Raw genomic sequence first — 23065 nt, 5'->3', positions numbered from 1 at the left:
ACAGCTGCCGCTCCGGCAGGTCAGCCGAGCAGGTCGACCTCCAGGCGACCGAAGTGGAAGTCACGTACGACCTGCAGCAGTTCGTCCTCGGAGAGCCTTCCGTCGCCGTTCGTGTCGACCATCTGGAACATCTCTTCGGCCTGGGCGGCCGGCACGCCGACGGCGGACAGCCACGCCTGGAACTCACGGGCGTCGATCTCACCGTCGTGGTTGTCGTCGCACAGGAGGACCAGCGCCTTCACGACGGGCGAGAGCGCACGGTTGAAGCTCGCCTCACCCTCCTTGAACAGCAACTCCCCCGTGGCGTCGAGGAACTGCTCCCGGCTGATGGCGCCACCGGCCGGGACGCCTGCCTTCTGGGCGAGGTGCTCGTACAGCCCCTGGAAGGCGCTGTGGAGCTTCTCCACCTCCGGAGAGTCGGCGCTCTTGCCGAGGTTCTGGGCGATCCGGGCGGCCTCGCCCTGGAAGTCGCTCGCCTCCAGGACGCCGTTGCCGTCGGTGTCCCACTTCTCGAAGCGCTTCACCAGGCGGTCGTTGGCGACAGCGGTGCTCATGTGTCTCTCCTAGTCTCGGACGGTGTCCGATGATGTCGAGTGATGTCAGGTGGTGTCGGGTGTTGGCGGGTGGTGTCGGGTGGATGACGGACCGCGGCACCTGGACAGGGCCGCAACCGCGCAGGGCGGTACCGCTGCGCGGGCTCTGGGGCCGGCCAAGGCCGGCGGGAGGAGATGCCGGCCAGCCGGCACGAAGAGGCACCGGCTCACGCCGGCGCGAGGGGATCAGAGAAGGGTGACCCGGCTGCCCACGGCCGTGCCGCGGGTGTCGAGCAGGGCGCAGCGAGCCTGGCCCAGTGCTTCCCCGGCGTAACAGGCGTGATCCTGCAACAGGATCGCCACATCGGCCTGGATCATGGCTTCCTGGAGGTTCCCGGCGCGCGGCAGAGGCCGGCCGCCGACAGTGAACTCGGCTATGTACGGGTCGTGGTAGTGCACCTCGGCACCGGCCGCGAGCAGTCCAGCCGCCACCGGGTGCGCCGGCGTCTCCCGGACGTCGGCCACATCCGCTTTGTAGGTGACTCCGAGGAGCAGGGCCCGTGCGCCCTCAGGGCGGCCCCGGGCATCGGTGAGCAGGGCCAGCGCCCGGTCCACGACATGGCTGGGCATGCGGCCGAGGACCTCGTGTGCGGCTGCCAGCGTGCGGAAGGCGAAGCCCTGGGATTCGGCCCGCGCGGTGAGATAGCGGGGGTCGACGGGAATGCAGTGCCCGCCGACGCCGGGTCCGGGTCTGAAGGGCGCGAAGCCGAACGGCTTGGACGCGGCACAGTGCAGCACGTCCCAGATGTCGATGCCGGTCTCGTGGCAGAACAGTGCCACTTCGTCGACCAGGGCCATGTTGACGTACCGGTAGGTGTTTTCGAGCAGCTTGGCCATCTCCGCTTCCCGCGTGCCGCGGGCGAGGACGAGGTGGTCCACGAACCGGGAGTAGAACGCGACGGCGTACTTGGCGCACAGAGAGCTGCAACCGCTCACGACCTTGGGCGTGTTGCGGATGGTCCAGGTCTCGTTGCCGGGGTCGATGCGCTGCGGCGAGTACGCCAGGTGGAAGTCCTCGCCCGCCTGCAGCCCGCTGCCGTGCTCCAGCAGCGGCCGCACGACGTCCTCCGTGGTGCCGGGATAGCTGGTGGACTCCAGGACGACGAGCATGCCGGGGCGCAGCCGGGCAGCGACGACCCGGGCCGCGTCCTCGACCGCGGACAGGTCGGGTAAGCCCTCCGGTGTGAGTCCGGTCGGCACACAGATCAGCACGGTCTGCGCGCCGTCCAGGACCGCTGGGTCGGTCGTGGCGTGAAAGCCCGCGTCCAGCATGACCGCGACCTCGGCGTCGAAGACTCCGCCGACGTGGGAACGGCCTGCGGCGAGTCCCGACACCACCGTGCCCGACACGTCGTACCCCATGGTCGCCAGGCCTGCCGAGAGCGCGGCTCTGCAGAGCGGCAGCCCGACATGCCCCAGCCCGATGACGACGAGATCGGCGGCCATGTGCGTACGGTCTCCTGAGGGTGGGGGGTGAACGGGGACAGCGGTGGCTCAGGCGGAGAAACTGCCGCTGCCTGGCGCGACGTGCGCGCCGTATCCCGGCTGCACGGTGAGGCCGGGGGTCAGACAGAACGGGTCGGCGTGGACGATGACCGGACGATCCGTGTGGTTCGTCAGCACATGCGCGTCGCCCGGAAGCTTCTGGCACCCGTGCGGATCGCGATAGACGGTCAGTGGCGTCACTTCCGTACGGAACACCACAACGTCGCCCTGCTCCGCCGCCACAGCGGTGCCGGTGGCAGCGCCCACCGCGAGCAGCGCACCGGCAGCGGCGAACATGAAGGCCGTGGCGCAGCGCATGAATTGGTCCTTCCGGCAGTTGTGTTGTCGGGAGGATTCTTTTCGGGAGAGGCACCCGCTAAGCACGGCCCCACCCTGATGCGTCCGAACCAGTGATGGAGTCAAATGAAATTGACGCCACCTCGTCGATCTGGAGATGGCGCACGTCGGTCACTTCAGGTAGTCCAGGATCTCCGCATCGCTGTCCATGAGCTCGGCCAGGACGTCATCGACCTTCAGTTCGGCCCGGTCCTGGGCGTCACGGACGGCCTCAATGGCAAGCTCCTGCTCACTGCGACCCTCCCGACGAGCCCGCTCGGTGAAATTCGCACGTTCAGGCCGCACCCGGCTCCGCGGAGCATGGGACCAGGCGGCTGTGCGCATCGCTAGGCGGAAGCCAAAGACTCCCATTTCGAGCGTCACCCGAGCGTCAAGAATCCCGCAAGAGCCACTTGAGGGCGTCGCCGATGCAAGCACCTCACCCACGAAACAAAATCGCAGGTCAGGCACCCTTGTCCGCTGGCTCCAGAATCGCCACGCACTCCACATGATGCGTCATCGGAAACAGATCGAACGCCCGCAGTGTCCGCACCCGGTACCCCCCGTCCCGGAAGTACCCCAAGTCCCGTGCCAGCGCGGCCGGATCGCAGGCCACGTACGCGATGCGCCGGGCGCCCAGCGATGAGAGGTGCTGCACCGTCTTGCGGCCCGCGCCCGCTCGCGGGGGGTCGAGGACGATCAGGTCGACCTCCTCGATGCCCGTGCGCGGCAGGACGCTTTCGACCTTGCCCTGTTCGATGCGGACGCGGTCGAACTCCGCGAGGTTGTGCCGCGCGTCCTCCACGGCCCGCTTGCCGGACTCGATGCCGAGGACCGCGCCCTGGTCGCCGACGCGGTCGGCGAGGGCTCCGGCGAAGAGGCCGACGCCGCAGTACAGGTCGAGGGCCATGTCGCCCTTGCGCGGGAGCAGGCCCTGCATGACCGCAGTCACCAGGGTGTCCGCCGCCTTCGGGTGGACCTGCCAGAAACCGCCGTTGCCGACGCGGTGCGTGCGGCCGTCGGCGCGTTCGCGGACGAAGGGGCGGCCGTGCACGCGGTGGACGCCGCCGGAGCGCTCGTCCACGCGCAGGACGGAGACGGGGCGGTCGAGTTCGACGAGCGGCAGACGCGCGCCCGGCTTCGGCGTGAGGATCACCTGGCGGTCCTGGGAGCCGGTCGCCGCGATCGCCTCGACGGAGTCCATGCCCGTCCAGGACCGCTTCTCGATGCCCAGCTCGCTGACGCCCTCCGCGGCGATCATGCAGTGGTCGATGGGCTCCACCTCGTGCGAGCGGTGCCGGCGCAGGCCCGCCCGGCCGTCGGCGGTGACGGCGTACTGGACGCGGGTGCGCCACGCGGGGACCTGGCCCGCGGGCACCTTGTCGCCCTCGGCCGGCAGCACCGTGCCGTCCCAGCCGGCCTCCTGCGGGGTGAGCCCGGCGAGGTGCTGGAGCTGTTCGGCGATGACGTCGGCCTTCAGACGCCGCTGCGCGCCCGGCTTGGCGTGCTGCCAGTCGCAGCCGCCGCAGCGCCCGGGCCCGGCGAACGGGCAGGGCTCGTCGATGCGGTCCTTGGAGGCGTCGAGCACGGTCACGGCGTCGGCGCGCAGGAACCGCGCGCCCTCCTCGCCCTCCGTCACCCGCGCCACGACCCGCTCGCCGGGCAGCGCGTGCCGGACGAACAGCACCTGGCCCTCGGACGTACGGGCGATGCAGTGACCGCCGTGGGCGACGGGGCCGACCTCGACCTCGTACTCCTCCCCCACCAGCGACTTCCTCGGTTCTGCCTGCATGGCGGGGTGACTCCAAAACGCGTGAGGGGGATGGCCGAACGGAAACGGCCGGACAACAGCCCACCAGTCTACGTGGCTGCCGCCCGGCCGTTTCACACGAGCCGTCGTCGCGAAAGAGGCGTCACGACTTGTGCTCGGAGGACTCCTTCGAGCGCACCTGCGCGGGACCGCGCCGCACCGACCCGGGCGCGTTCCAGTCCTGGCGCTTGCGGGCCCGCCGCTTGGCCGCCTCGGAGGACTGGAGCTGGTACGGCACCGAGGTCACCATGATCCCGGGCGTGAACAGCAGCCGGCCCTTGAGCCGCAGGGCGCTCTGGTTGTGCAGCAGGTGCTCGTACCAGTGGCCGACGACGTACTCGGGGATGATCACGGACACCGCGTCCCGCGGGGACTCCTTGCGCAGCCCCTTGACGTACTCGATGACCGGCCGCGTGATCTCGCGGTAGGGCGAGTCCAGGACCTTCAGCGGTACGTCGATGCCGCGCCGCTCCCATTCGTCGCGCAGGGCCTTGGTCTCGGCCGGGTCGACGTTGACGCTCAGCGCCTCCAGCGAGTCCGAGCGCATCAGCTTGGCGTAGGCCAGGGCGCGCAGCGTGGGGCGGTGGATCTTGGAGATCAGCACGACCGAGTGGACCCGCGAGGGCCGTACCAGGTCGTCGCTCGGGCCCTCGGGGGCGGCGATCTCGGCGGCGACGCGGTCGTAGTGCTTCCGGATGGCCGTCATCGTCGCGTAGAAGATCACCATGCCCAGCAGGGCGACCCAGGCGCCGTGGGTGAACTTGGTGAGCAGGACGACGACCAGCACCAGGCCGGTGAAGAAGGCGCCGAAGGCGTTGATGGCGCGGGAGCGGATCATGTGGCGGCGCTTGGCCTGGTCCTTCTCGGTGGCCAGGTGGCGGTTCCAGTGCCGGACCATGCCGGTCTGGCTGAGCGTGAAGGACACGAACACACCGACGATGTACAGCTGGATCAGCCGGGTGGAGTCGGCTCCGTAGATCCCGACCAGCAGTCCGGCGGCGCCGGCGAGGAGCACGATGCCGTTGGAGAAGGCCAGGCGGTCGCCGCGGGTGTGCAGCTGGCGCGGCAGGTAGCGGTCCTGGGCGAGGATCGAGCCGAGCAGCGGGAAACCGTTGTAGGCGGTGTTGGCCGCGAGGAACAGCACCAGGGCGGTGGCCGCGGCCAGGATGATGAACAGGACGCTGCCCTTGCCGAAGACGGCCTGCGCGACCTGGGAGATCACCGGGTTCTGGACGTAGTCCCCGCCGAGCGGGACGCCGTTGTGGAACAGGTCCTTGGCCGGGTTCTCGGCCATGCGGACGTCGGTGGCGGCGGCCAGCGCGATGATGCCGCAGAACATGGTGACGGCCAGCAGGCCCATCGCCGCGAGGGTGGTCGCGGCGTTCTTCGACTTGGGCTTGCGGAAGGCCGGGACGCCGTTGGAGATCGCCTCGACACCGGTGAGCGCGGCGCAGCCGGAGGAGAAGGCGCGCAGCAGCAGGAAGACCAGCGCGAAACCGGCCAGGCCCTGGTGCTCGGGCTTGATGACGTAGTCCGCCGTCGGTGCCCGCATGCTGTCGTCCAGGACCAGCCCGCGGAACGCGCCCCAGGCGATCATGGTGAAGACGCCCGCGACGAAGACGTACGTGGGGATCGCGAAGAGCGAGCCCGACTCCTTCACCCCGCGCAGGTTCATCAGTGTCAGCAGCACGATCACGCCGATCGCGCAGAGCACCTTGTGCTCGACGACGAACGGGATCGCGGAGCCCAGGTTCTCGATGCCGGAGGAGATCGACACCGCGACGGTGAGGACGTAGTCGACGAGCAGGGCGCTCGCGACCGTCAGGCCGGCCTTGGGGCCGAGGTTGGTGGTCGCCACCTCGTAGTCGCCGCCGCCGCTGGGGTAGGCGTGCACGTTCTGCCGGTACGACGCCACCACGGTGAACATGAGCACGACGACCGCGACGGCGATCCACGGGCTGAAGTGGTACGCCGTCACGCCCGCGATCGACAGGACCAGCAGCACCTCGCCGGGCGCGTACGCCACGGAGGACAGCGGGTCGGAGGCGAAGACGGGGAGTGCGATGCGCTTCGGCAGGAGCGTTTCGCCCAGCCGGTCGCTGCGCAGTGCGCGCCCGATCAGGATCCGTTTGGGCACGTCGGTCAGTTTGGACACAACAGAGGATCGTAGGCCTTCGATTGCGGGGTCGCCCACCCGCCACCCCTCATCGGTGTCCCGTCTGCTCTCCGAGTGAATTCACGGGCCCGTGCGGCTGCGGATTCCGCAGGTCACCCGCTTCGCATGCCTATATGACTAAGCCCCGTCCGTTTCCTGGCCGTTGCCGCCCCTGGAGGTCCCATGCACACCCCCGCCCAGCTGATCGGCGCCGCGGCCACTCTCGTCGCCCTCGGAATCCTGACGGTGGCCAGCGTGCGCAGCATCAGCCGCCGCAAGGACGTGTCGCAGGGGGTGCGCTAGGAGTCGCCGGGAGGGCCGGCACGCCGGGAGGCATCGGGAGTGGGGGCAGGGCCGGGCCGCTCCAGTTCAGCCACCCCCGCGCGGAGCTCCATGGGGCCGATGCCGGCGGCCCGGGTCGACGGGATCGTGCAGGCGTGGGCACCGGCCACGCTGCCGTGCAGGGCGCTGCGCCGGGGCGTGGCGCCGTCCAGCCAGGCGTGCAGGAACGCGGCGGCGAAGGCGTCGCCCGCGCCGTTGGAGTCGACGACCGGCGCCGGGGGCACGGCGGCGGGTACGTGGGTGAGCTCCCCGTCGGCCAGCAGGTACGCCCCGTCCGCCCCGGCGGTGGCGACGACGACGCGGGCACGGCCCCGCTCGGTGATCCGCCGCATGGTCCGCTCCGGGTCGGTCAGGGCGGCGGTGGACAGGAAGACCAGGTCGGCCTGGTGGGCGAAGGGCTCGTGGTAGGGGTTGGAGCCGTCCCAGTCGTGCAGGTCGGTGGAGATCGTCAGGCCCGCCTCGCGCAGGGCGGGCAGCGCCTGGGCGCACGGCTGGGTGATGACGACGTGGGCGTGCCGGCTCCGGGCGGCGAGGGTGCGGACGCTGTCGTCGGGCAGCCGGTCCGTGTCGGCGGCCCGTGTGGCGTCGTAGAGGGACGAGCGCCTGCCGTCGGGGCCGACGAGGTTGACCGCGCGTTTGGTGCCGCGCGGGTGCGGTACGGCGGTGAGCCCGATGCCGTGCTCCCGGTGCAGCGCGCGGACGAGGTCGCCCTCGGGGTCCTCGCCGAGGAGGTCGAGGTGGTGGGTGCGCAGGCCCAGCGCGGTGGTCCCGAGGGCCACGAAGTCGCCGCTCTGGCCCGCACGGGTCACGATGCCGGGCCGGATCATGTGGCTGTCGGCGAACGGCACGGGCAGTTCGGGCACGTGCACGATCGTGTCCACGCCCGCGCCGCCCAGCACGAGGACGTCGATGGTGTGACGCATGACGGGACCCTCCCTGATGTGAACGAACCTGATGTGAACGAACCTGATGTGACCGAACTGCCGGGACCGAACCGGACAGGACCGCACCGGACAAGACCGAACCGGACAAGACCGAACCGGACAGGACCGAACCGGACAGGACCGAACCTGGCAGGACCGAACCTGGCAGGACCGAACCTGGCAGGACCGCACCTGGCTCCGGGGCCGCGGGCGCCCCGGAGCCGGATGACCGGAGCGCCCTTTCCCCGTGCGCGGCCCGCGCGGACGGCGGGGCGCTCAGCCCCTGGTCCGCGCCTCGATTCCGTCGAGCAGCAGTTCCAGCCCGACCTTGAAACTGGTGTCCCAGTCGACGTCGGCGATGTAGTTGTTCGCCGCCACGGTCGGGTACTGCTCGCGCCGGTTCTCCAGATACTCCTGCCCCAGCCTGGCCTCCTCGGGGGACAGGTGCAGGCTGGACTGCGTGGCGGTGGCACCCATCACGTGGTTGTACAGCGCCCACGTGGCGGCGTTGAGCCGCTTGTCGGTCAGCCCGGCCCGCAGCAGAGCGGACTGCAGGAACTCCATCCACGCGAGGAAGTTCGGGCCCATCAGGGGGCGCTGCCGCGCGGGCAGGGTGGCCGCCCAGGGGTGCCGCAGCATGGCCTCGCGCCAGGTGTCGACCAGCGCCACGATGTCGTCCCGGGGGTTCTCGGAGCGCTGGTCCGGGAGCGAGGTCTCCCCGAAGATGGCGTCGACGGCCAGGTCGATGACGTCAGCCTTCGTGGCCACGTGCCAGTACAGGGTCGTGGCGCCCACCTGGAGCCGTTCGGCCAGGTGACGCATGGTGAGCCGGTCCATCCCCTCCTCGTCCAGCAGGGCGACGGCGGCCTGGACGATGCGTTCGCGCGTCAGCGGGGGTTCTCCCTTGTTCCCCCGCGGGGAGCGCAGCCAGACGTTGCCGATTCCCGCACCGTCCTGCCCCCTCGCGCGTTCCTTGCCCGCTATGACGTTCACCTCCGGATCCATGCGGCTCACCCCCGAGGGTGCACATCGCGTCACTGAGTGTTCGGGGCGAGTCTCGCACGTCCGGGCCCGCTCCCCGCGGCGAGCCCGGTGGCACTGTCACCGTGACCTCTCATCTTTTCTTCAACTCCCTTTCCTTATGGGCCATTTGAGGCCCTGGGGGCGGCCGTGCCGGACGCTTCCGTAATGGCACGGCTGCGCTGGGTTGTAGTAGGGTCCCCTCCACTAGACCAACGTTCGAGTCACCCGACCATAGTGCGAGTAGCCGTGACAGACATCCAGCAAGACGCTCCATCACCCCCTCGGTCCAGGAAACGCTGGTGGACCCTTCCGGTCGTGAGCCTTGCCCAGCTGATGGTCGTGCTCGACGCGACCATCGTGAACATCGCGCTCCCCTCGGCCCAGGACACCCTGGGCATGACCGACACCGACCGTCACTGGGTCATCACGGCCTACGCCCTCGCCTTCGGCGGCCTGCTGCTGGTGGGCGGACGGGTGTGCAGTGCGATCGGACACCGGCGGGCCTTCACCATCGGCCTGATCGGCTTCGCCCTGGCCTCGGCGCTCGGTGGTGCGGCGGGCGACGCCGCGACCCTCTTCGCGGCGCGTGCCGGGCAGGGCGTCTTCGCCGCGCTGCTGGCGCCGGCGGCGCTGTCGCTGCTCATCCTCACGTTCACCGACGGGCGTGAGCGCGGAAAGGCCTTCGGCGTCTTCGCCGGCGTCGGCGCGGGCGGCGCGGCCCTCGGCGTCGTGGCGGGCGGACTGCTCACCGAGTACGCCAACTGGCGCTGGTGCCTCTACATCAACATCCCCATGACCGCGATCGCCCTGCTCGGCGTCCCGCTCATCCTGCGGGACCGCCCGGGCGGCAGCCTGCGCCACCTGGACGTCCCCGGCGTGCTGCTCAGCGCCGCGGGCCTGGTGCTGCTCGTCTACGGCTTCACGCAGGCGGAGCCGCACGGCTGGGGCGACCCGGTGGTCCTCGCCCTGCTCGTCGGCGGCCTGCTCCTGCTGGCCCTGTTCGTGCTGGTGGAGGCCAGGACCCGGCATCCGCTGCTACCGCTGCGGATCCTGCTGCACCGGGTGCGCGGCACGGCGTTCGTCTCCGTGTGCCTGATGTTCGCCGCCATGTTCGGCTTCTACCTGTTCGTGAGCTACTACACGCAGACGATCCTCGGCTACTCACCGGTCAAGGCCGGTATGACGCTGCTGGTCAACGCCGTGAGCACCACCATCGGCGCGATGCTCGTCGCCGGCCGGCTGCAGCGCAGGGTCGGCCCCGACGTCCTCATCGCGGGCAGCCTGCTGTCGTCGGCCGCCGGAATGCTGATCCTCACGCAGCTCGAGGTGAACAGCTCGAACGTCTTCGCGGTGTACCTCACCCCGTCCATGGTCCTCACCGGAATCGGTCTCGGCTGTCTGCTCGCCACGGCGACGAACATGGCGACGGTCCAGCTGGACCCCGCCGAGGCGGGTGTCGCGTCGGCGGCCTACAACACCGTGCAGCAGGTGGGAGCCGCGTTCGGCACCGCACTGCTCAACTCCATCGCCACGAGTGTCACCGGGGCCTACCTCGACGACCACGGCAGGGGCGCGGACACCGTCACCACCGGGACGGTGCACGGCTACACCGTGGCGCTCTGGGTGGCCTTCGGCATCCTCGTGGCCGGCGCTCTCCTCGTCGGCCTCCTGTCCCGGGGCCGGCACCGAACCCCCCACCCGGAAACGGCGGCCGAAGCCACCGGCTGAGGACCAGCCGCCACGAAGGAGGAGAACAGTCATGCTCACCGCCAGTGCAACCGTCGCCACGGGATTCGTTCCCGTCATCGACCTGTCGTCCAGAGACACCGCCGAAGGACGCGCGGACCTCGCCAAGGCCATCGACGCCGCCTGCACGGGCTCGGGGTTCTTCGTCATCGTCGGTCACGGGATTCCCCAGTCCCTCATCGACCGCATGTTCCACACGACCTACGCGTTCTTCAGGCTGCCCGACGAGGAGAAGAAGGCGGTCGCGCACCGCCCGGGTGTCTCCGGCTACCGCAAGACCGGCGGGTCGACCGCGCACAGCCTCGACCAGCAGACGCCCCCGGATCTGTGCGAGGCCTTCTCCGTCCATGCGACGGGCGAACTGAGCGAGGAAGAGCGCCGCAAGCTCGGCAACGAGTGGGCGACCTGGACGCTGGCCAACGTCTGGCCGGAGAACCCGCCGGAGTTCCGGAAGGTCTGGCAGGAGTACATGACGGCCATGGGCGAACTGGCCGCCGACCTCATGCACCTCTTCGCCACCGCCCTCGACCTGGACGAGAAGTTCTTCGACGACAAGTTCGACCACCACGGCTCATCCATCGCCGTCAACTACTACCCACCCCAGCTCACCCCGCCCCTGCCCGGCCAATGGCGACGCGGCCCCCACACCGACTTCGGCAGCCTCACCATCCTCTACCAGGAGGACAACCGCGGCGGACTCCAAGTCCTCCAAGGCGAGAACGACTGGCGCGACGTCAGCGCCATCCCCGGCAGCTTCGTCGTCAACATCGGCGACCTCATGGCCCTGTGGACCGGCGGACGCTGGGTCTCCACCATGCACCGCGTCGCCACCCCCCACCCCGACGACACCAACTCCCGCCTCACCATCCCCTACTTCTACCTCCCCAACCACGACGCCCTCATCGAACCCATGCGGGGCGACGGAGGGTCGCCGGGAGCCGACGAAGGGTCCGGCAACGGTGTGATCGCCGGAGAGTGGATGTCGCGCAAGATAGAGAAACTGTTCACCGGCGCCGCCTCGTAGCGGGACGTCCGGGTTCCCGACCCGGCCGATCCACCGCCGGCGCGCCTCCCCTCGCCCGGCGCCCGACGGTGGATCGGCCGATCCTTGAGCGGGCCGCGCCCTACAGACGCCCCGGGTCCCGGGTCCCGGGTCCCGGAAAAGGGAAAGCCAAGCGATATGCGCTCGATTCGGTGAGTTGACAGATTCCGTCATGAAGCGTGGAAACCGGCCTTCCGGCACACCTAGTGTCGGGGCGAGACGCCGCTGAACAGGACGAATTATCGGCGGACACTCACCGCCCAGCAGATCCTCGAAGGACTTCGGGGAGAGAGGGAAAGCCGTGAGCAGCGATCAGCCCACCGTCATGGTGACCGATGACTATGTTCCGGTCATCGATCTTTCCGCCCGAAAAGACCCGGGAAAGCGCGCAGAAATCGCCAAGGCAATCGGAACAGCTTTGGGCAGGTCCGGTTTCTTCATCATCGTCGGCCATGAAGTGCCGAAAGACCTCACGGACCGCATGTTCACGGTGACCAACGGGTTCTTCAAACTGCCGGAACCGGAAAAGGACCTCGTCGCGTCCCGTCCGGGTGTGTCCGGGTACCGCAGGGCGGGCGGCACCCTCGCCCGCAGTCTCGACCAGAAGACTCCCCCGGACCTGTGCGAGACGTTCGCCGCCCATGTGACGGGCGAGCTGGCGGACGAGGAGCGCCACAAGCTGGGCAACGAGTGGGCCAGCTGGACCCACAAGAACATCTGGCCGGAGAACCCGCCGGAGTTCCGGAAGGTCTGGCAGGAGTACATGACGGCCATGGGCGAACTGGCCGCCGACCTCATGCACCTCTTCGCCACCGCCCTCGACCTGGACGAGAAGTTCTTCGACGACAAGTTCGACCACCACGGCTCATCCATCGCCGTCAACTACTACCCACCCCAGCTCACCCCGCCCCTGCCCGGCCAATGGCGACGCGGCCCCCACACCGACTTCGGCAGCCTCACCATCCTCTACCAGGAGGACAACCGCGGCGGACTCCAAGTCCTCCAAGGCGAGAACGACTGGCGCGACGTCAGCGCCATCCCCGGCAGCTTCGTCGTCAACATCGGCGACCTCATGGCCCTGTGGACCGGCGGACGCTGGGTCTCCACCATGCACCGCGTCGCCACCCCCCGCCCCGACGACACCAACTCCCGCCTCACCATCCCCTACTTCTACCTCCCCAACCACGACGCCCTCATCGAACCCATGCGCCCGTTCACCGACTCCCCCAGCGTGGAACGGTTCGACTCCGTGACGGTCAGCGACTGGGTGTCGCGCAAGGTGCAGAAGATTTTCAGCTGAGTCCGTCCTGCTCCGGAAAGGCAGTGGATCATGCAGAAGAGCGTCCATCACGACAGGATCAGTGAGCAGTACCAGGCCTCCAGCACCCAGTACGACAACGTGAAGAACCTCCCCTACGCGTTCGTCGAGCGCGAGACCCTGCTCTCCGGGATGCCCGACCTCACCGGGAAGCGGGTCCTGGACGTGGCCTGCGGCACCGGCTTCTACTCGCGCATCTTCAAGCGCCTGGGCGCGGAGAGTGTCGTCGGCATCGACATCGAGGCGAGCATGGTGGAGGTGGCCCGCGGGATAGAGGCGGAGCAGCCGCTCGGCATCACCTACGAGGTGGGGGACGCGGCCGAGCTGCCGGTGCTCGGGGAGTTCGACGTGGTGGCCCCCATCTGGGCGTTCGTGCACGCCAAGGACACCGCCGAGTACCACGAGATGGTGGCGCGCTGTGCCGCCAACCTGGTCTCCGGCGGCACCATGGTGGCCCTGTGCTCCAACCCGGACATCGACCTCGACGGGATGTCCGTCTATCCGCGCTACGGCCTGTCCATCACGCCCAAGGAGAAGCACGGCGAGCGCCAGGTGATCCACATCGAGATGGACGTCGACCCGCACGTCGGCTTCGACGGCTTCTTCTGGCCGGCCGGCACCACGGAGGCGGCGATGGAGAAGGCCGGTCTCACCGATGTGCGCCGTCTGCCGAACCGCGCCCCCGGGCACGTGGCCGGCCTGTCGGAGAAGGGCTACTGGGCGGACTTCGTGGCGAACCCGCCGTTCGCCCTCTACACGGCGACGAAGCCGTGACCGTGTCCGACCCGGACAGCATGGCGGCAACTGTCGAGACGGAGAAGTCCATTGAAGCTGGCTGTGTTCGGAGCGAACAGTTCGACCGGGCGGCACCTCACTGAACAGGCGCTCGCCGCGGGCCACACGGTGACCGCCGTGGTGCGGCGGCCCGGGGAGTTCCCCCTCACCGATCCGCGTCTGGACGTCTGCGGCGCGGACGTGACCGACCGGCAGGCGGTCGAGCGGGCGGTCGCGGGGCAGGACGCGGTCGTGTCCATCCTGGGCGTGCCGTACGGGCGCCGGCCGGTGACGGTGCTCTCGCGGGGCATCACCCACATCACCGACGCCATGGCCCAGCACGGTGTCAAGCGCCTGGTCACGGTGACATCGCGGCTGCTGGCCGTGCATGCCGGCCGGGCGGCCGGGGAGGAGCCGCTGCGGGAGCGGTTCATGTACCGCAGGGTGATGTACCCGTTCCTCACCACCCTGGGGCGGACGCTGTACGACGACATGGTGCGCATGGAGCAGATCGTGCGCGCGACGGATCTCGACTGGACGATCGTCCGGCCCTCCGCTCTCTTCAACACCGACACGGTGAGCCCTTATCACTTCGGCCCGCCGCAGTCTCCGGGGCTTTATACCTCGCGTATCGATCTGGCCCATTCCCTGCTGACGGAAGTGACCGGAAACGAGCATGTCCGCTCGGTCGTCGCCGTCTTCACCACGCAGGGAGTGCCGACCTTTGGTGATGTGCTGAAGAAGGAGGTCATGCGCATCGGCTCCTGGGATCACAAGTAGCGGCCAGGCCGCCTCGAATGGCGGCACCACCCGATAGGGGTGGTGCCGCCATCGACGCGTTTCCGTATGCATTCACAGAACCCGCACATCTACGATCGTCTAAATCTGGACCACTCAGCTTTGCATGGTGGAAATACCGCAACAGGTGTGACAATCTGAAATAGGTAAGACACCTACCCTGACACCCGAAGGGGAGCTTCAAGGGGGAGATGTACCCGTGCACAAGGGTTCACAGCTCGCAGTATTCCTCGAGAGCCTGAATTGGTCGCCCGAACGGCTGGCCCGTGAAATCAATCGGAGATACGGCGAGGGCACGGTCAGTCTGAAAGCTCCGTACGGCTGGACGAAGGGGGCATATCCACGCGGTAAGGTGCCCGGTTTCGTCGCCGCCATCCTCTCCGACCAACTGGGCAGACCGATCGATATAGGCCAGATATGGCCGGAGCGCTCGGCGGGCCCCGACCACCGCGCCGACCGTCCGGCCACCGGCGTCCCCTGGTCCGAGGAACACATCGACCGCGCCCTGCAACTCCTTCTCGACCAGGAGGAGAACGGCGCCGGGGGGAATCCGCGGTACGGCGAACCGGTGTCCGGGCTCGAACTGGTCTCCCTGACCGTCGACTGGCTCACGGCCGACACCAGGCTGGCCTCGGCGCACTCGGGCGGCCCCGAACTCTCCGCCGACATGATCGAGGTGCTGGCCGGCCGGATCACGCGGCTGCGCGGGCTGAGCGCCCCGCACAACAGCGCGCTGATCGGCAGATGGGTCGTGCACGAGCTGCACTGGGCCCGCGACCTGGCCAGGAACACCTCCTACGACGCCCCCACCGGCAGACGGCTGTACGGCGCGATCGCGGAGCTGGCCCAGCTCGCCGGCTGGACCGCGGAGGAGAAGGGCCACTACGCCCAGGGCCAGCAGTACCTCCTGGTCGCCCTGCACGCGTCCGGTCTCGCGGGCGATCGCAATCTGGGCGCGTACATTCTGTCCTGCCTCAGCTACCACCTCACCAAGTGCGGCAACGGACGGGACGCGCTGCGGCTGATCAAGCTCGCCGACATCGGCATCGAGGACGCCGTCCCCGGCGTACTGCGCTCGCTCGAAGCGTCCCTGGAGGCGGCATCACTGGAGGCGTGTCCGCGCGCTGATTCCGCGGAGGAGTCGCGCCGGACGGACACCACGGAGCCGGACGACGACATGGTCCACCTCCTCGGGCTGGAGGAACGTATCGCCGCGGCCCTGCTGAGCCGGGAGGACGACACCGCCCCGCGACCACCGGAGCACCCCCGCCCCAGGTCGGCTCCACGCGGGGCGGCGGCACGCGCCGAACTGACCTGCTGCGGCGGCCCGGCGGGGGTTCGGGGGGCGGCCCTGGGCGACTGACAGCACGGCGAAACGGTGCCCTGAGCGGCCGACGCGGGCGCCGGGGCCATGACCGGTACGCCCCGGAGGCGGACCCGAGCGACCGACGCCTGTGCCGAGGCCCTCCCCGAGGCGCCCGGAGGGGCGCGGGCGCCTCGGGGAAAGGCGGCCCGGGCACGGTGTCGTGGCCGGGCCCCGTCAGCGGGGCCGGTCGGGCGGGGCCAGGTAGCCGCCCAGGGTGTAAGCCCCCTGCGCCGCGACGCGGCCCGGGTCCTCGCCGTCGCCGGCGTCCAGCACGCCGGCCAGGGTGTACGTGTCCTCCCGCGCGAGGCGCGGCGCCGGGGCGGAATCCGGCGCCGCGAAGTCCCGCGCACCGTGCAGCCAGGCCAGACGGTCGTGGAGGTCGGTCGCAGACATGGCGGACAGTGCCTTGTTGCGGGCGTCGGCCGCCCCGCCCGCGGCGTGCCAGAGGCCGATGCTGTCCCGGGCCAGCCGGTGGACCCTCGAAGTGCGTTCCCGGCGCGCGGCGTTGTAGCGCCGCAGCCGAGCGGGGAACTCGGCGGACGTGCAGTCCAGCAGGTCCCCGAGTACCACCGCGTCCTCCAGCGCCATGCAGGCGCCCTGGGCCGCGTAGTGCAGCATCGGGTGGGCCGCGTCGCCGAGCAGGGCGACCCGGTCGTCGGTCCAGACGTCCACGGGGGCGCGGTCGACCAGGACCCATGCCTTCCACTCCGTGGCCAGCGCGAGGAGCCGCCTCGCGGCGTCGCAGAGCGCGGAGAACTGCTCTCGGACCCGAGGGGCGGGCACCGACACTCCGGAGAAGGTCTCGGCCGGCTGGTTCTCGGCGCTGGGGGCGAGGTTGAGGCTGCGGCCGCCGGCGATGGGATAGTGCACGAAGTGCCGGCCGGGCCCCGCCCACCATGTCACCGACGGGTGTCTCAGGTCGGCGGGCACCCGCTCCATGGGCACGATCGACCGGTACACGGTGATGCCCGCGTTGCGCGGCTCGCCGTCACCGACGAGCCGGTCCCGCACGGCGGAGTGCAGCCCGTCGGCGCCGATCAGGGCGTCGGCGGTCAGCGTCCGGCCTCCCGCGAGCAGCACGCGTACGGCCTGCCCGGTGTGTTCGTAGCCGACGACCTGGCCGGCGGGCCGCAGCTCGATCCGGTCACTGTCCTCGCACGCCCGCAGCAGCAGCCGGTGGAGCTCGCCGCGGTGCACCACGACGTAGGCGTTGCGGAAGCGGGCCCGGTAGCGCTCTTCCAGGGACATGCTCACGACGTGCTCGCCGGAGACGCCGTCCATGAAGCGCAGTTCGCGGACCGGCACGGCGATCTTGCGCACCGCCTCGGCGACCCCGAGCCGGTCCAGGGCGTGCATGCCGTTCGGGGCGAGCTGGATCCCCGCTCCGAGTTCGGCGAACTCGCTGTTGCGCTCGCACACCACCACGCGGTGGCCCCGGGCGGAGACGCTCAGCGCCGCGGCGAGTCCGCCGATGCCGCCGCCGGCGATGACGACCCTCGTCATGCCGGCGCTCCCGTCCGGCCCTGGTCGGGGTGTTCTTCCCGGGTCAGCAGGCGGGCGAGTTCCAGCCGTTTGATCTTGGCGGTGGCGGTCTGGGGCAGATCCGCTTGGCTCCACTGCACCGGCTCCGCCATGTCCGGCAGGTCCGCCACGGCCGTCCGCCACGCCTTCGGATCGAGCGGGCGGTCGTCCCTGGTGCAGATCACCGGGCGGGGAAGCCCGTCGTGCGAGGGGACGATCACGACCTCGGTGACGTCGGGGAGGCGCGAGAACAGCCGGTCCTCCACCTCCAGGGTGCTGCCGAAGCCGGGGATCTCGTCCACTTCCCGGTCCATCAGGTGCAGGCATCCCCAGCGCGTGCGGTAGCCCAGGTCCCCCATGCGCCACCAGCGTTGGTCGGCCTGCCGGTCGAAGCGGTCCTGCTCGCCCAGGTAGGTGCGGATCCGGCCGTCGCTGCTGACCTCGATGTACCCCGGTGAGGACGAGGTGGGCCGCTTGCCGTCGCGGCTCACCACCCGTACTCCGGTCATGCCCGGGAACGGTATGCCCACGCAGCGGCCGTCCGCCTCGGGGGAACGGTAACGGCCGTAACTGCGGGCGACGGTCGGCCCGATCTCGCTCTGCCCGTAGATCTGGCCGAACTTCGGAGAGCGGCGGCGGGACGCACCGATGAGGGTGCGCACCGTACGCGGGTGCAGCGCGTCGAACGTGCTGCTGAAGAGCTTGACGTTGGCGAGCGGTTCGAGCGGCTCGCCGGCGAGCCGCTCCCAGCTCATGTACGTGTTCGGGTGGGCTTCCAGGACGGCGGGGCGCAGCCGGGCGAACAGCCGTGCCACGTGCCCGGGTTCGGCGTCGGCGAGGATCGCCACCGGGAAGCCGCGCAGCAGGGCGATGGCGAGTGCCGTGAAGAGCCGCGAGTGCACGAACGAGACGTGGATGGCGACCGGTTCCCGTCGCCGCATCAGCGCGGTGGCGAGCGCCTGCGGCCGGTACCGGGCCTGGAGGCTGAACGCCGTGTGGACGGCCAGCTTCGGGATGCCCGTGGTGCCGGAGGTGTGTGTGACGAGGGTCGGATGGTCGGCGGGCAGCTCCAGCAGGGGGATGCGCGGGGCGCCGGCCAGGTCGGCCAGCGGGGTGGCGCGGTCATGGGTGCCGGACGCGAGCAGCACGCGGCGGGTGAGGGCGAAGACCGCCTCCGGCAGGGAGCCGGCGAGCAGTGCGGCGTCCGTGATGAGGTACGGCCGGTCGACCCTGCGCAGCAGGGCGGTGACCGTGTCGCCGTCCAGCTGGGGGGACAGCAGGACCGGTACGGCGCCGATCCGGGTGGCCGCGACGGCGAGCAGGGTGATGTCGAAGGCGTTGCTCTTGTGGATCACCACGTGGTCGCCGGGCCGGAGTCCCGCCCGCCACAGGCGCGAGCCGAAGTCGGCGACGAGGTCGGCGACGTCGGTCATCGTCATGGCCCGGCCGCGTTCCGGCGCGATGTCCAGGTCGTGGTCGAGCAGCAGGACGTTCGTGGGGTATCGGGCGGCCGCCCGGTCGAACAGCGCACCCAGCCTGATGCCGCGATTTCCTACGCGCTGGAGAAACATGCGTCAACCTCGATCTGGTCGGATGTCCGGGAACGCCGTGTCAGTCGCTTTCGATGATCTTTTTCAGCCGTTCGAGCGTGGCGGTCATGTCGTTCTCGACCTTTGTCCCCCACTCGTGGAAGAACCTTTTCCGCTCGTCCTCGTCCATATCGGCGGTGATCTTCTGGATGCCTTCGGTGGGGGCGCCCATACGGAAGTGGTGGACGAGCCGGGTCGCGCCGTCGGCGGTGTGCAGGGTGAAGCCCCAGACGCTGTCCTGGGCCCGGCCGGACAGGGTGCGCATGGCCCAGGCGAAGCGGTGCGGGGGTTCGCTGGTCACGATCTGGGCCGTGGTGGTCCAGGAGCCGCGGACCACCGGTGCCCAGGCCACGACGTCGGCGGGCCGGGTGTTGTGCCCGCGGAAGACGGCGCCGAGGGCGCCGGGTTCGCCCTCGATCCACTCACCGCCCGTGCATTCCTCGCTCCACTGGTGACTGCGCGGCAGATCACTGACCACCGTGTAGACGAATTCGGGAGTACGGGCGACGTGCGTTTCGACGGACAGGTCGAAGAGGGGCGGCTTTTCGTTTTCCGTATTGATTTCTGAGTCCATGGGCTCATGGTGGTCGGGTGGGTGAGGGGCGGGCAATGCGGCCCTGCCGGATTCGTCAGGTCGCGTCCGTCCGCCCGCGTGGCCCTTTCGCGGACCATTCGACCAGGGCCAGCCCCGCGGCCATGCCGCCGCCGAATCCGGCCAGGACCACCAGGTCGCCGGGGGCGATCCGGGCGGCGGCCCGGTCCAGGGTGAGGGGGACGGAGGCGGATCCGGTGTTGCCGGACCAGGTGACGGTGGTGTGCACGCGCTCGGGCGGGAAGCCGAGGTCCGCGGCAAGTCGTTCGATCATCCGGCCGTTCGCCTGGTGCGGCACGAAGTGCAACGGCCGTGTGGCGTCCGGGAGATGGGTGTCCAGGAAGGTCCGGATCAGCGGTGCGACCCGGCTCTCCACGAAGCGGCGTACCGCCGGGCCGTCCATCGTGAAGTGGTGCAGGCCCTGTTCGACGGACTCCGGTGAGGCGGGGATCTGCGAGCCGCCCGCGGGGACCCGGATGAGGCCCCTGTGCTCGGCGAAGGTGGCGAGCCGGGTCGCGAGCACGCCACCGCTCCCGGTGGGTCCCAGGACCACGGCGCCGGCTCCGTCACCGAAGAGGATGACCGTGCTCCGGTCGTGCGGGTCCAGGGTGCGGGAGTAGATGTCGGCGCCGATGACCAGGGCGCGGCCGCCGGAACCGCGGATCATGCGTTCCGCCGTGGCCAGGGCGAAGACGAAGCCGCTGCAGACGGCGTTGAGGTCGAAGGCCGGTGTTCCGGGGGCGACGCCCAGTTCCGCCGCGACGGCGGTGGCGGTGGGTGGCTGGGGCGAGTCGGGCGTCGACGTGGCCACCACGACCAGCGTGATCTCCTCCGCTCGCAGGCCGGCGTCGTGGAGCGCCATGCGCGCGGCCATCGTTGCCAGGTCCGAGGTGGACTCGTCGGACTTCGCCCAGCGTCGTTCCCGGATGGCGGTCTTCCGCCTGATCCATTCGTCCGTCACACCCGCGGGGAGTCCGACGTCGTCGTTGGTGACGACGTTGCCGGGCAGGCACGAGCCCGTGCCCAGGATCCCGATCGCGTCCTCGTCACGGACCCGTATTGCACGACTGTCCATGGTGGCTCATTTCAGGTCGCCCGATACTTCGGTTCCGCGTCGGAAGATAGTCAGCCGTGCGGGGCCAGCCCCAGTGTCGGGGAGAATGAGTGTCACCTCCGGGGCGTATACGTCCGTCACTCGTACGGGAGTTGACAGACTTCCCGTCGGATTCGTCGACGCCGCGGAGTTCGAATCGTAGCGTTGGGGCCCGATATGCCTGTCCGTCCGACAAAGGACACCGCATGGGGAGTAGTGACCCGGCGACGAGAGATTCGCCTTGGTCCAATGCCATCGACGTGCATCACCACATCATTCCGGATTTCTATGTGGAGGAACTGGGGAACATCGGGTTCGCCTCCACTCTGCCCGGTGTCGACAAGCCCGAATGGCGGGTGGAGACCAGTCTGTCGATGATGGACCGGCAGGGCATCCGGGCCGCCGTGGTCAATGTGTGGCCCGGTGTGCCGGCCGTCGACGCCGTCACCGCGGCCCGGTTCGCCCGCCGGGTCAACGAGCACCTCGCGGAGCTCGTCGCCGCGCACCCCGGGCGCCTCGGGGCCTTCGCGGTGCTGCCGCTGCCGCACGTGGACGCCTCGCTGGAGGAACTCGCCCACAGCACCGACGTCCTCGGTCTGGACGGAGCGGGGCTGGTCACCAACTACGGCGGCGTGTACGTCGGGGACCCGTCCCTCGACGCGTTCCACGCCGAGGCCGCCCGGCGCGGGACGCCGCTGTTCGTCCATCCGACGGCGCCTCCGGTCGATCAGCCGGCCTTCGGTCTGCCGGTCTCCCTCTGCGAGTTCCCCTTCGAGACGGTGCGGCTGGCGGCCCAGTTGCTCTACAACCGCACCCTGGACCGCCATCCGGGACTGCGCGTGATCCTGTCCCACGGCGGTGGCGGTCTGGCGTACTACGCGGCGCGGCTGGCCTGTGGGCCGCTGATCCGGGCCGATCTCGCCGAGCGGCTGCCCGCCGACCCGATCGCGTATCTGCGGCGTCTCTACAGCGACACCGCCATGATCGGCGATCCGCACGCGTTTCCCGCGGTGCGTGCGTTCGCTTCGCCGGACCGGGTTCTGGTCGGTTCGGACTTTCCTTTCATGCCGGAGGAGTTCAGCGGGCAGGGCGGCCGCTACATCACCGAACACGGCGGATTCTCCGGCCAGGAAATGGAACGCATCGAGACCGGAAACGCCCTCGACCTTTTCCCTCGGTTGGCGAAGTACCAGTAGAGAGGCTCTCAGCGTGCTCGACGAAACCACGATCACCGCGTATCTGGACCGCATTTCCGCACCGCGCGCTCAGCGGGCGGACCTGGAGTCGCTGCGGAACCTGCAGATGCGTCATCTGCTGTCGGTGCCCTTCGAGAATCTGGGCTACCACCTCGGTGAAGAGATCCACATGGACGAGAGGGTCGTCGAGAAGATCGTCAAGGAGCGTCGCGGCGGCGGTTGTTACGAGGTCAACCCCGGCCTGGCGTATCTGCTGCGCGGCCTCGGCCACGACGTGTCGTTCCTGCCGGGGCGGGTGTGGATCAAGGGCCGGCTGACGGCGCCGCTGTGCCACCTGGCGCTCAAGGTCCGCGTCGACGGGCACGCGTGGCTGGTCGACGTCGGCTTCGGGCGCAACAGCCGGTACCCGCTGTCCCTGGAGACGGGCGGCGTGCAGCCCGACCCGCACGGCGAGTACCGGGTCGAGGCCGCCGACGACGGCGGTGTGGACGTGAGCGTCAACGGCGCGCCCCTGTACCGCGTGTACGACGTGCCGTGCGAGGTCGCCGACTTCGGGCCCACCCTGTGGTGGTACCGCACGGCACCGGACTCGCCGTTCCTGCAGAACCTGTTCTGCTCGCTGCCGACGGAGAACGGCCGGGTCACGCTGAAGGAGAACCAGCTCACGCTCGTCGACGGCGGTGAACGGGAGAGCCGGGTGCTGGCCGACGACGACGAGGTGCGCGCGGCGTACGACAAATGGTTCGGCATCAGGCTGGAGCGGCTGCCGGTGAAGGCGGACTCGGGCACGAGCGTGCCGATGTCGTTCGACTGAGCCCGCCCGCCCGGGGTCAGCCCGTACCGGACGGGTTGGAGATGAGGTAGCGCCAGTGCCCGTCGGTTCCCCGGCGGGCGATGTCCGTGGCCGTGCCCTCGGTGTGCACCCGGGCACCGTCCGGCCCGATGCCGTCGTGGACGTAGTCGTTGATGATCAGGGCGATGTCGCCGACCACGTAGGCCTGACGCAGCGACACGGTGATGGGGATCCGGTCCCGCACCACCGTCGGCAGCGCCGCGCGCCGTCGCGCACCGGACGACACCGTGCCGGGCCGCACGACATGCGCGGCCTCCGGTTCGAACAGGGCCTGGAGCAGATCCAGGTTCCGCGCGTTGAAGGCGTCGGCGAACACATAGGGAAGGTCGGCCGCGTCGACGGGCAGGCCGGCACTGACAGGTATGTCGGACATGGGACCGAGTACAGCAGCCCGGAATGCCTGCGGGCAGTGCGCGAAACCGATATCTGTCACCTTTGCCCGCCGGCCGAGCGGAACGTGACGACCTGACAGATCACGACGGTGGACGTGGCCGGTCGCGGGAGCGCACG

The 23065-nt window shown here is 69.8% G+C and carries 21 protein-coding genes and 1 pseudogene; 8 read left to right on the top strand and 14 right to left on the bottom strand.

The annotated features are described in order from the left end of the window. Positions 1-20 precede the first annotated feature (20 nt). From ACFZDE_RS33665 to ACFZDE_RS33625, 9 genes and pseudogenes are all read right to left on the bottom strand, one after another. Entirely contained in the window at positions 21-554 is a 534-nt protein-coding gene (locus tag ACFZDE_RS33665) for an EF-hand domain-containing protein (RefSeq protein WP_390994534.1), read from the bottom strand. Positions 555-779: 225 nt separating this feature from the next. Further along, a complete protein-coding gene (locus tag ACFZDE_RS33660) occupies positions 780-2039 on the bottom strand; it encodes a nucleotide sugar dehydrogenase (protein WP_391206529.1) in 1260 nt (419 codons plus the stop codon). Positions 2040-2087: 48 nt separating this feature from the next. After that, positions 2088-2396, bottom strand: coding sequence for a hypothetical protein (locus ACFZDE_RS33655; RefSeq protein ID WP_391206526.1), 309 nt, complete (start codon positions 2394-2396; stop codon positions 2088-2090). Positions 2397-2546: 150 nt separating this feature from the next. Then, complete coding sequence (locus ACFZDE_RS33650) at positions 2547-2759, bottom strand: hypothetical protein (RefSeq protein ID WP_391206653.1); 213 nt, start codon at positions 2757-2759, stop codon at positions 2547-2549. Between the two features lie 118 nt (positions 2760-2877). Beyond that, on the bottom strand, positions 2878-4206 hold the full coding sequence (locus ACFZDE_RS33645; protein ID WP_391206523.1) for a TRAM domain-containing protein: 1329 nt from the start codon (positions 4204-4206) through the stop codon (positions 2878-2880). Between the two features lie 121 nt (positions 4207-4327). Next, entirely contained in the window at positions 4328-6379 is a 2052-nt protein-coding gene (locus ACFZDE_RS33640; RefSeq protein WP_390994590.1) for an amino acid permease, read from the bottom strand. Positions 6380-6678: 299 nt separating this feature from the next. Beyond that, entirely contained in the window at positions 6679-7644 is a 966-nt protein-coding gene (locus tag ACFZDE_RS33635) for a PfkB family carbohydrate kinase (protein WP_391206520.1), read from the bottom strand. Positions 7645-7726: 82 nt separating this feature from the next. Beyond that, a pseudogene (locus ACFZDE_RS33630) lies at positions 7727-7798 on the bottom strand (hypothetical protein); the annotation flags it as partial. Positions 7799-7920: 122 nt separating this feature from the next. After that, positions 7921-8649: a TetR/AcrR family transcriptional regulator C-terminal domain-containing protein gene (locus ACFZDE_RS33625; protein WP_391206517.1), complete on the bottom strand. Its 729-nt coding sequence runs from the start codon at positions 8647-8649 to the stop codon at positions 7921-7923. 252 nt (positions 8650-8901) lie between these two features. On the opposite strand from ACFZDE_RS33625, the gene ACFZDE_RS33620 reads away from it, so the two are divergent. From ACFZDE_RS33620 to ACFZDE_RS33595, 6 genes are all read left to right on the top strand, one after another. Beyond that, the gene (locus ACFZDE_RS33620; RefSeq protein WP_391206511.1) at positions 8902-10395 is read left to right on the top strand and encodes an MFS transporter; all 1494 of its coding nucleotides are present in this window, start codon (positions 8902-8904) and stop codon (positions 10393-10395) included. A 31-nt stretch (positions 10396-10426) separates the two neighbouring features. Beyond that, the gene (locus ACFZDE_RS33615; protein ID WP_391206508.1) at positions 10427-11437 is read left to right on the top strand and encodes a 2-oxoglutarate and iron-dependent oxygenase domain-containing protein; all 1011 of its coding nucleotides are present in this window, start codon (positions 10427-10429) and stop codon (positions 11435-11437) included. Positions 11438-11780: 343 nt separating this feature from the next. Then, on the top strand, positions 11781-12755 hold the full coding sequence (locus ACFZDE_RS33610; protein WP_391206650.1) for a 2OG-Fe(II) oxygenase family protein: 975 nt from the start codon (positions 11781-11783) through the stop codon (positions 12753-12755). Between the two features lie 30 nt (positions 12756-12785). Then, complete coding sequence (locus ACFZDE_RS33605) at positions 12786-13547, top strand: methyltransferase domain-containing protein (protein WP_391206505.1); 762 nt, start codon at positions 12786-12788, stop codon at positions 13545-13547. Positions 13548-13598: 51 nt separating this feature from the next. Further along, positions 13599-14327: an NAD(P)H-binding protein gene (locus tag ACFZDE_RS33600; RefSeq protein WP_390994603.1), complete on the top strand. Its 729-nt coding sequence runs from the start codon at positions 13599-13601 to the stop codon at positions 14325-14327. Between the two features lie 370 nt (positions 14328-14697). Beyond that, positions 14698-15708 carry a hypothetical protein gene (locus ACFZDE_RS33595; RefSeq protein WP_391206502.1) on the top strand — a complete coding sequence of 337 codons (1011 nt, stop codon included), beginning with the start codon at positions 14698-14700 and terminating at the stop codon, positions 15706-15708. 177 nt (positions 15709-15885) lie between these two features. Here the strand turns inward: ACFZDE_RS33595 and ACFZDE_RS33590 are convergent, their stop codons facing one another. Genes ACFZDE_RS33590 through ACFZDE_RS33575 form a run of 4 tightly spaced genes read right to left on the bottom strand, consistent with a single transcriptional unit; the run spans position 15886 to position 20488 of the window. Next, complete coding sequence (locus tag ACFZDE_RS33590; RefSeq protein ID WP_391206499.1) at positions 15886-17214, bottom strand: FAD-dependent monooxygenase; 1329 nt, start codon at positions 17212-17214, stop codon at positions 15886-15888. Further along, positions 17211-18803: an AMP-binding protein gene (locus ACFZDE_RS33585; RefSeq protein WP_391206496.1), complete on the bottom strand. Its 1593-nt coding sequence runs from the start codon at positions 18801-18803 to the stop codon at positions 17211-17213. Before ACFZDE_RS33585 ends, ACFZDE_RS33590 begins: the two co-directional genes overlap by 4 nt. 40 nt (positions 18804-18843) lie before the next feature. Further along, complete coding sequence (locus ACFZDE_RS33580; protein ID WP_391206494.1) at positions 18844-19395, bottom strand: SRPBCC family protein; 552 nt, start codon at positions 19393-19395, stop codon at positions 18844-18846. Positions 19396-19450: 55 nt separating this feature from the next. Beyond that, the gene (locus ACFZDE_RS33575; protein ID WP_391206491.1) at positions 19451-20488 is read right to left on the bottom strand and encodes a beta-ketoacyl-ACP synthase 3; all 1038 of its coding nucleotides are present in this window, start codon (positions 20486-20488) and stop codon (positions 19451-19453) included. A gap of 278 nt (positions 20489-20766) precedes the next feature. On the opposite strand from ACFZDE_RS33575, the gene ACFZDE_RS33570 reads away from it, so the two are divergent. After that, positions 20767-21702 (top strand): amidohydrolase family protein, encoded by a 936-nt coding sequence (locus tag ACFZDE_RS33570; RefSeq protein WP_391206485.1) that lies wholly within the window; start codon positions 20767-20769, stop codon positions 21700-21702. Between the two features lie 13 nt (positions 21703-21715). After that, entirely contained in the window at positions 21716-22516 is an 801-nt protein-coding gene (locus tag ACFZDE_RS33565; RefSeq protein ID WP_390994621.1) for an arylamine N-acetyltransferase, read from the top strand. A 16-nt stretch (positions 22517-22532) separates the two neighbouring features. Here ACFZDE_RS33565 and ACFZDE_RS33560 read toward each other — a convergent pair whose 3' ends face one another. Next, entirely contained in the window at positions 22533-22928 is a 396-nt protein-coding gene (locus tag ACFZDE_RS33560) for a DUF4440 domain-containing protein (protein ID WP_390994624.1), read from the bottom strand. Positions 22929-23065: the final 137 nt, after the last annotated feature.

The sequence above is a fragment of the Streptomyces sp. NPDC007929 genome (genome assembly GCF_042959065.1).
Classification (GTDB): domain Bacteria; phylum Actinomycetota; class Actinomycetes; order Streptomycetales; family Streptomycetaceae; genus Streptomyces.
Note: the sequence above shows the minus strand (reverse complement) of the source record. Positions and strands in the feature narration are given on the sequence as shown.

Excerpts from the sequence above, each read along its gene's own strand:
- ACFZDE_RS33665 (WP_390994534.1), bottom strand. The coding sequence starts at position 554 with ATGAGCACCGCTGTCGCCAACGACCGCCTGGTGAAGCGCTTCGAGAAG.
- ACFZDE_RS33660 (WP_391206529.1), bottom strand. The coding sequence starts at position 2,039 with ATGGCCGCCGATCTCGTCGTCATCGGGCTGGGGCATGTCGGGCTGCCG.
- ACFZDE_RS33655 (WP_391206526.1), bottom strand. The coding sequence starts at position 2,396 with ATGCGCTGCGCCACGGCCTTCATGTTCGCCGCTGCCGGTGCGCTGCTC.
- ACFZDE_RS33650 (WP_391206653.1), bottom strand. The coding sequence starts at position 2,759 with ATGCGCACAGCCGCCTGGTCCCATGCTCCGCGGAGCCGGGTGCGGCCT.
- ACFZDE_RS33645 (WP_391206523.1), bottom strand. The coding sequence starts at position 4,206 with ATGCAGGCAGAACCGAGGAAGTCGCTGGTGGGGGAGGAGTACGAGGTC.
- ACFZDE_RS33635 (WP_391206520.1), bottom strand. The coding sequence starts at position 7,644 with ATGCGTCACACCATCGACGTCCTCGTGCTGGGCGGCGCGGGCGTGGAC.
- ACFZDE_RS33625 (WP_391206517.1), bottom strand. The coding sequence starts at position 8,649 with ATGGATCCGGAGGTGAACGTCATAGCGGGCAAGGAACGCGCGAGGGGG.
- ACFZDE_RS33615 (WP_391206508.1), top strand. The coding sequence starts at position 10,427 with ATGCTCACCGCCAGTGCAACCGTCGCCACGGGATTCGTTCCCGTCATC.
- ACFZDE_RS33610 (WP_391206650.1), top strand. The coding sequence starts at position 11,781 with ATGGTGACCGATGACTATGTTCCGGTCATCGATCTTTCCGCCCGAAAA.
- ACFZDE_RS33605 (WP_391206505.1), top strand. The coding sequence starts at position 12,786 with ATGCAGAAGAGCGTCCATCACGACAGGATCAGTGAGCAGTACCAGGCC.
- ACFZDE_RS33590 (WP_391206499.1), bottom strand. The coding sequence starts at position 17,214 with ATGACGAGGGTCGTCATCGCCGGCGGCGGCATCGGCGGACTCGCCGCG.
- ACFZDE_RS33585 (WP_391206496.1), bottom strand. The coding sequence starts at position 18,803 with ATGTTTCTCCAGCGCGTAGGAAATCGCGGCATCAGGCTGGGTGCGCTG.
- ACFZDE_RS33580 (WP_391206494.1), bottom strand. The coding sequence starts at position 19,395 with ATGGACTCAGAAATCAATACGGAAAACGAAAAGCCGCCCCTCTTCGAC.
- ACFZDE_RS33575 (WP_391206491.1), bottom strand. The coding sequence starts at position 20,488 with ATGGACAGTCGTGCAATACGGGTCCGTGACGAGGACGCGATCGGGATC.
- ACFZDE_RS33560 (WP_390994624.1), bottom strand. The coding sequence starts at position 22,928 with ATGTCCGACATACCTGTCAGTGCCGGCCTGCCCGTCGACGCGGCCGAC.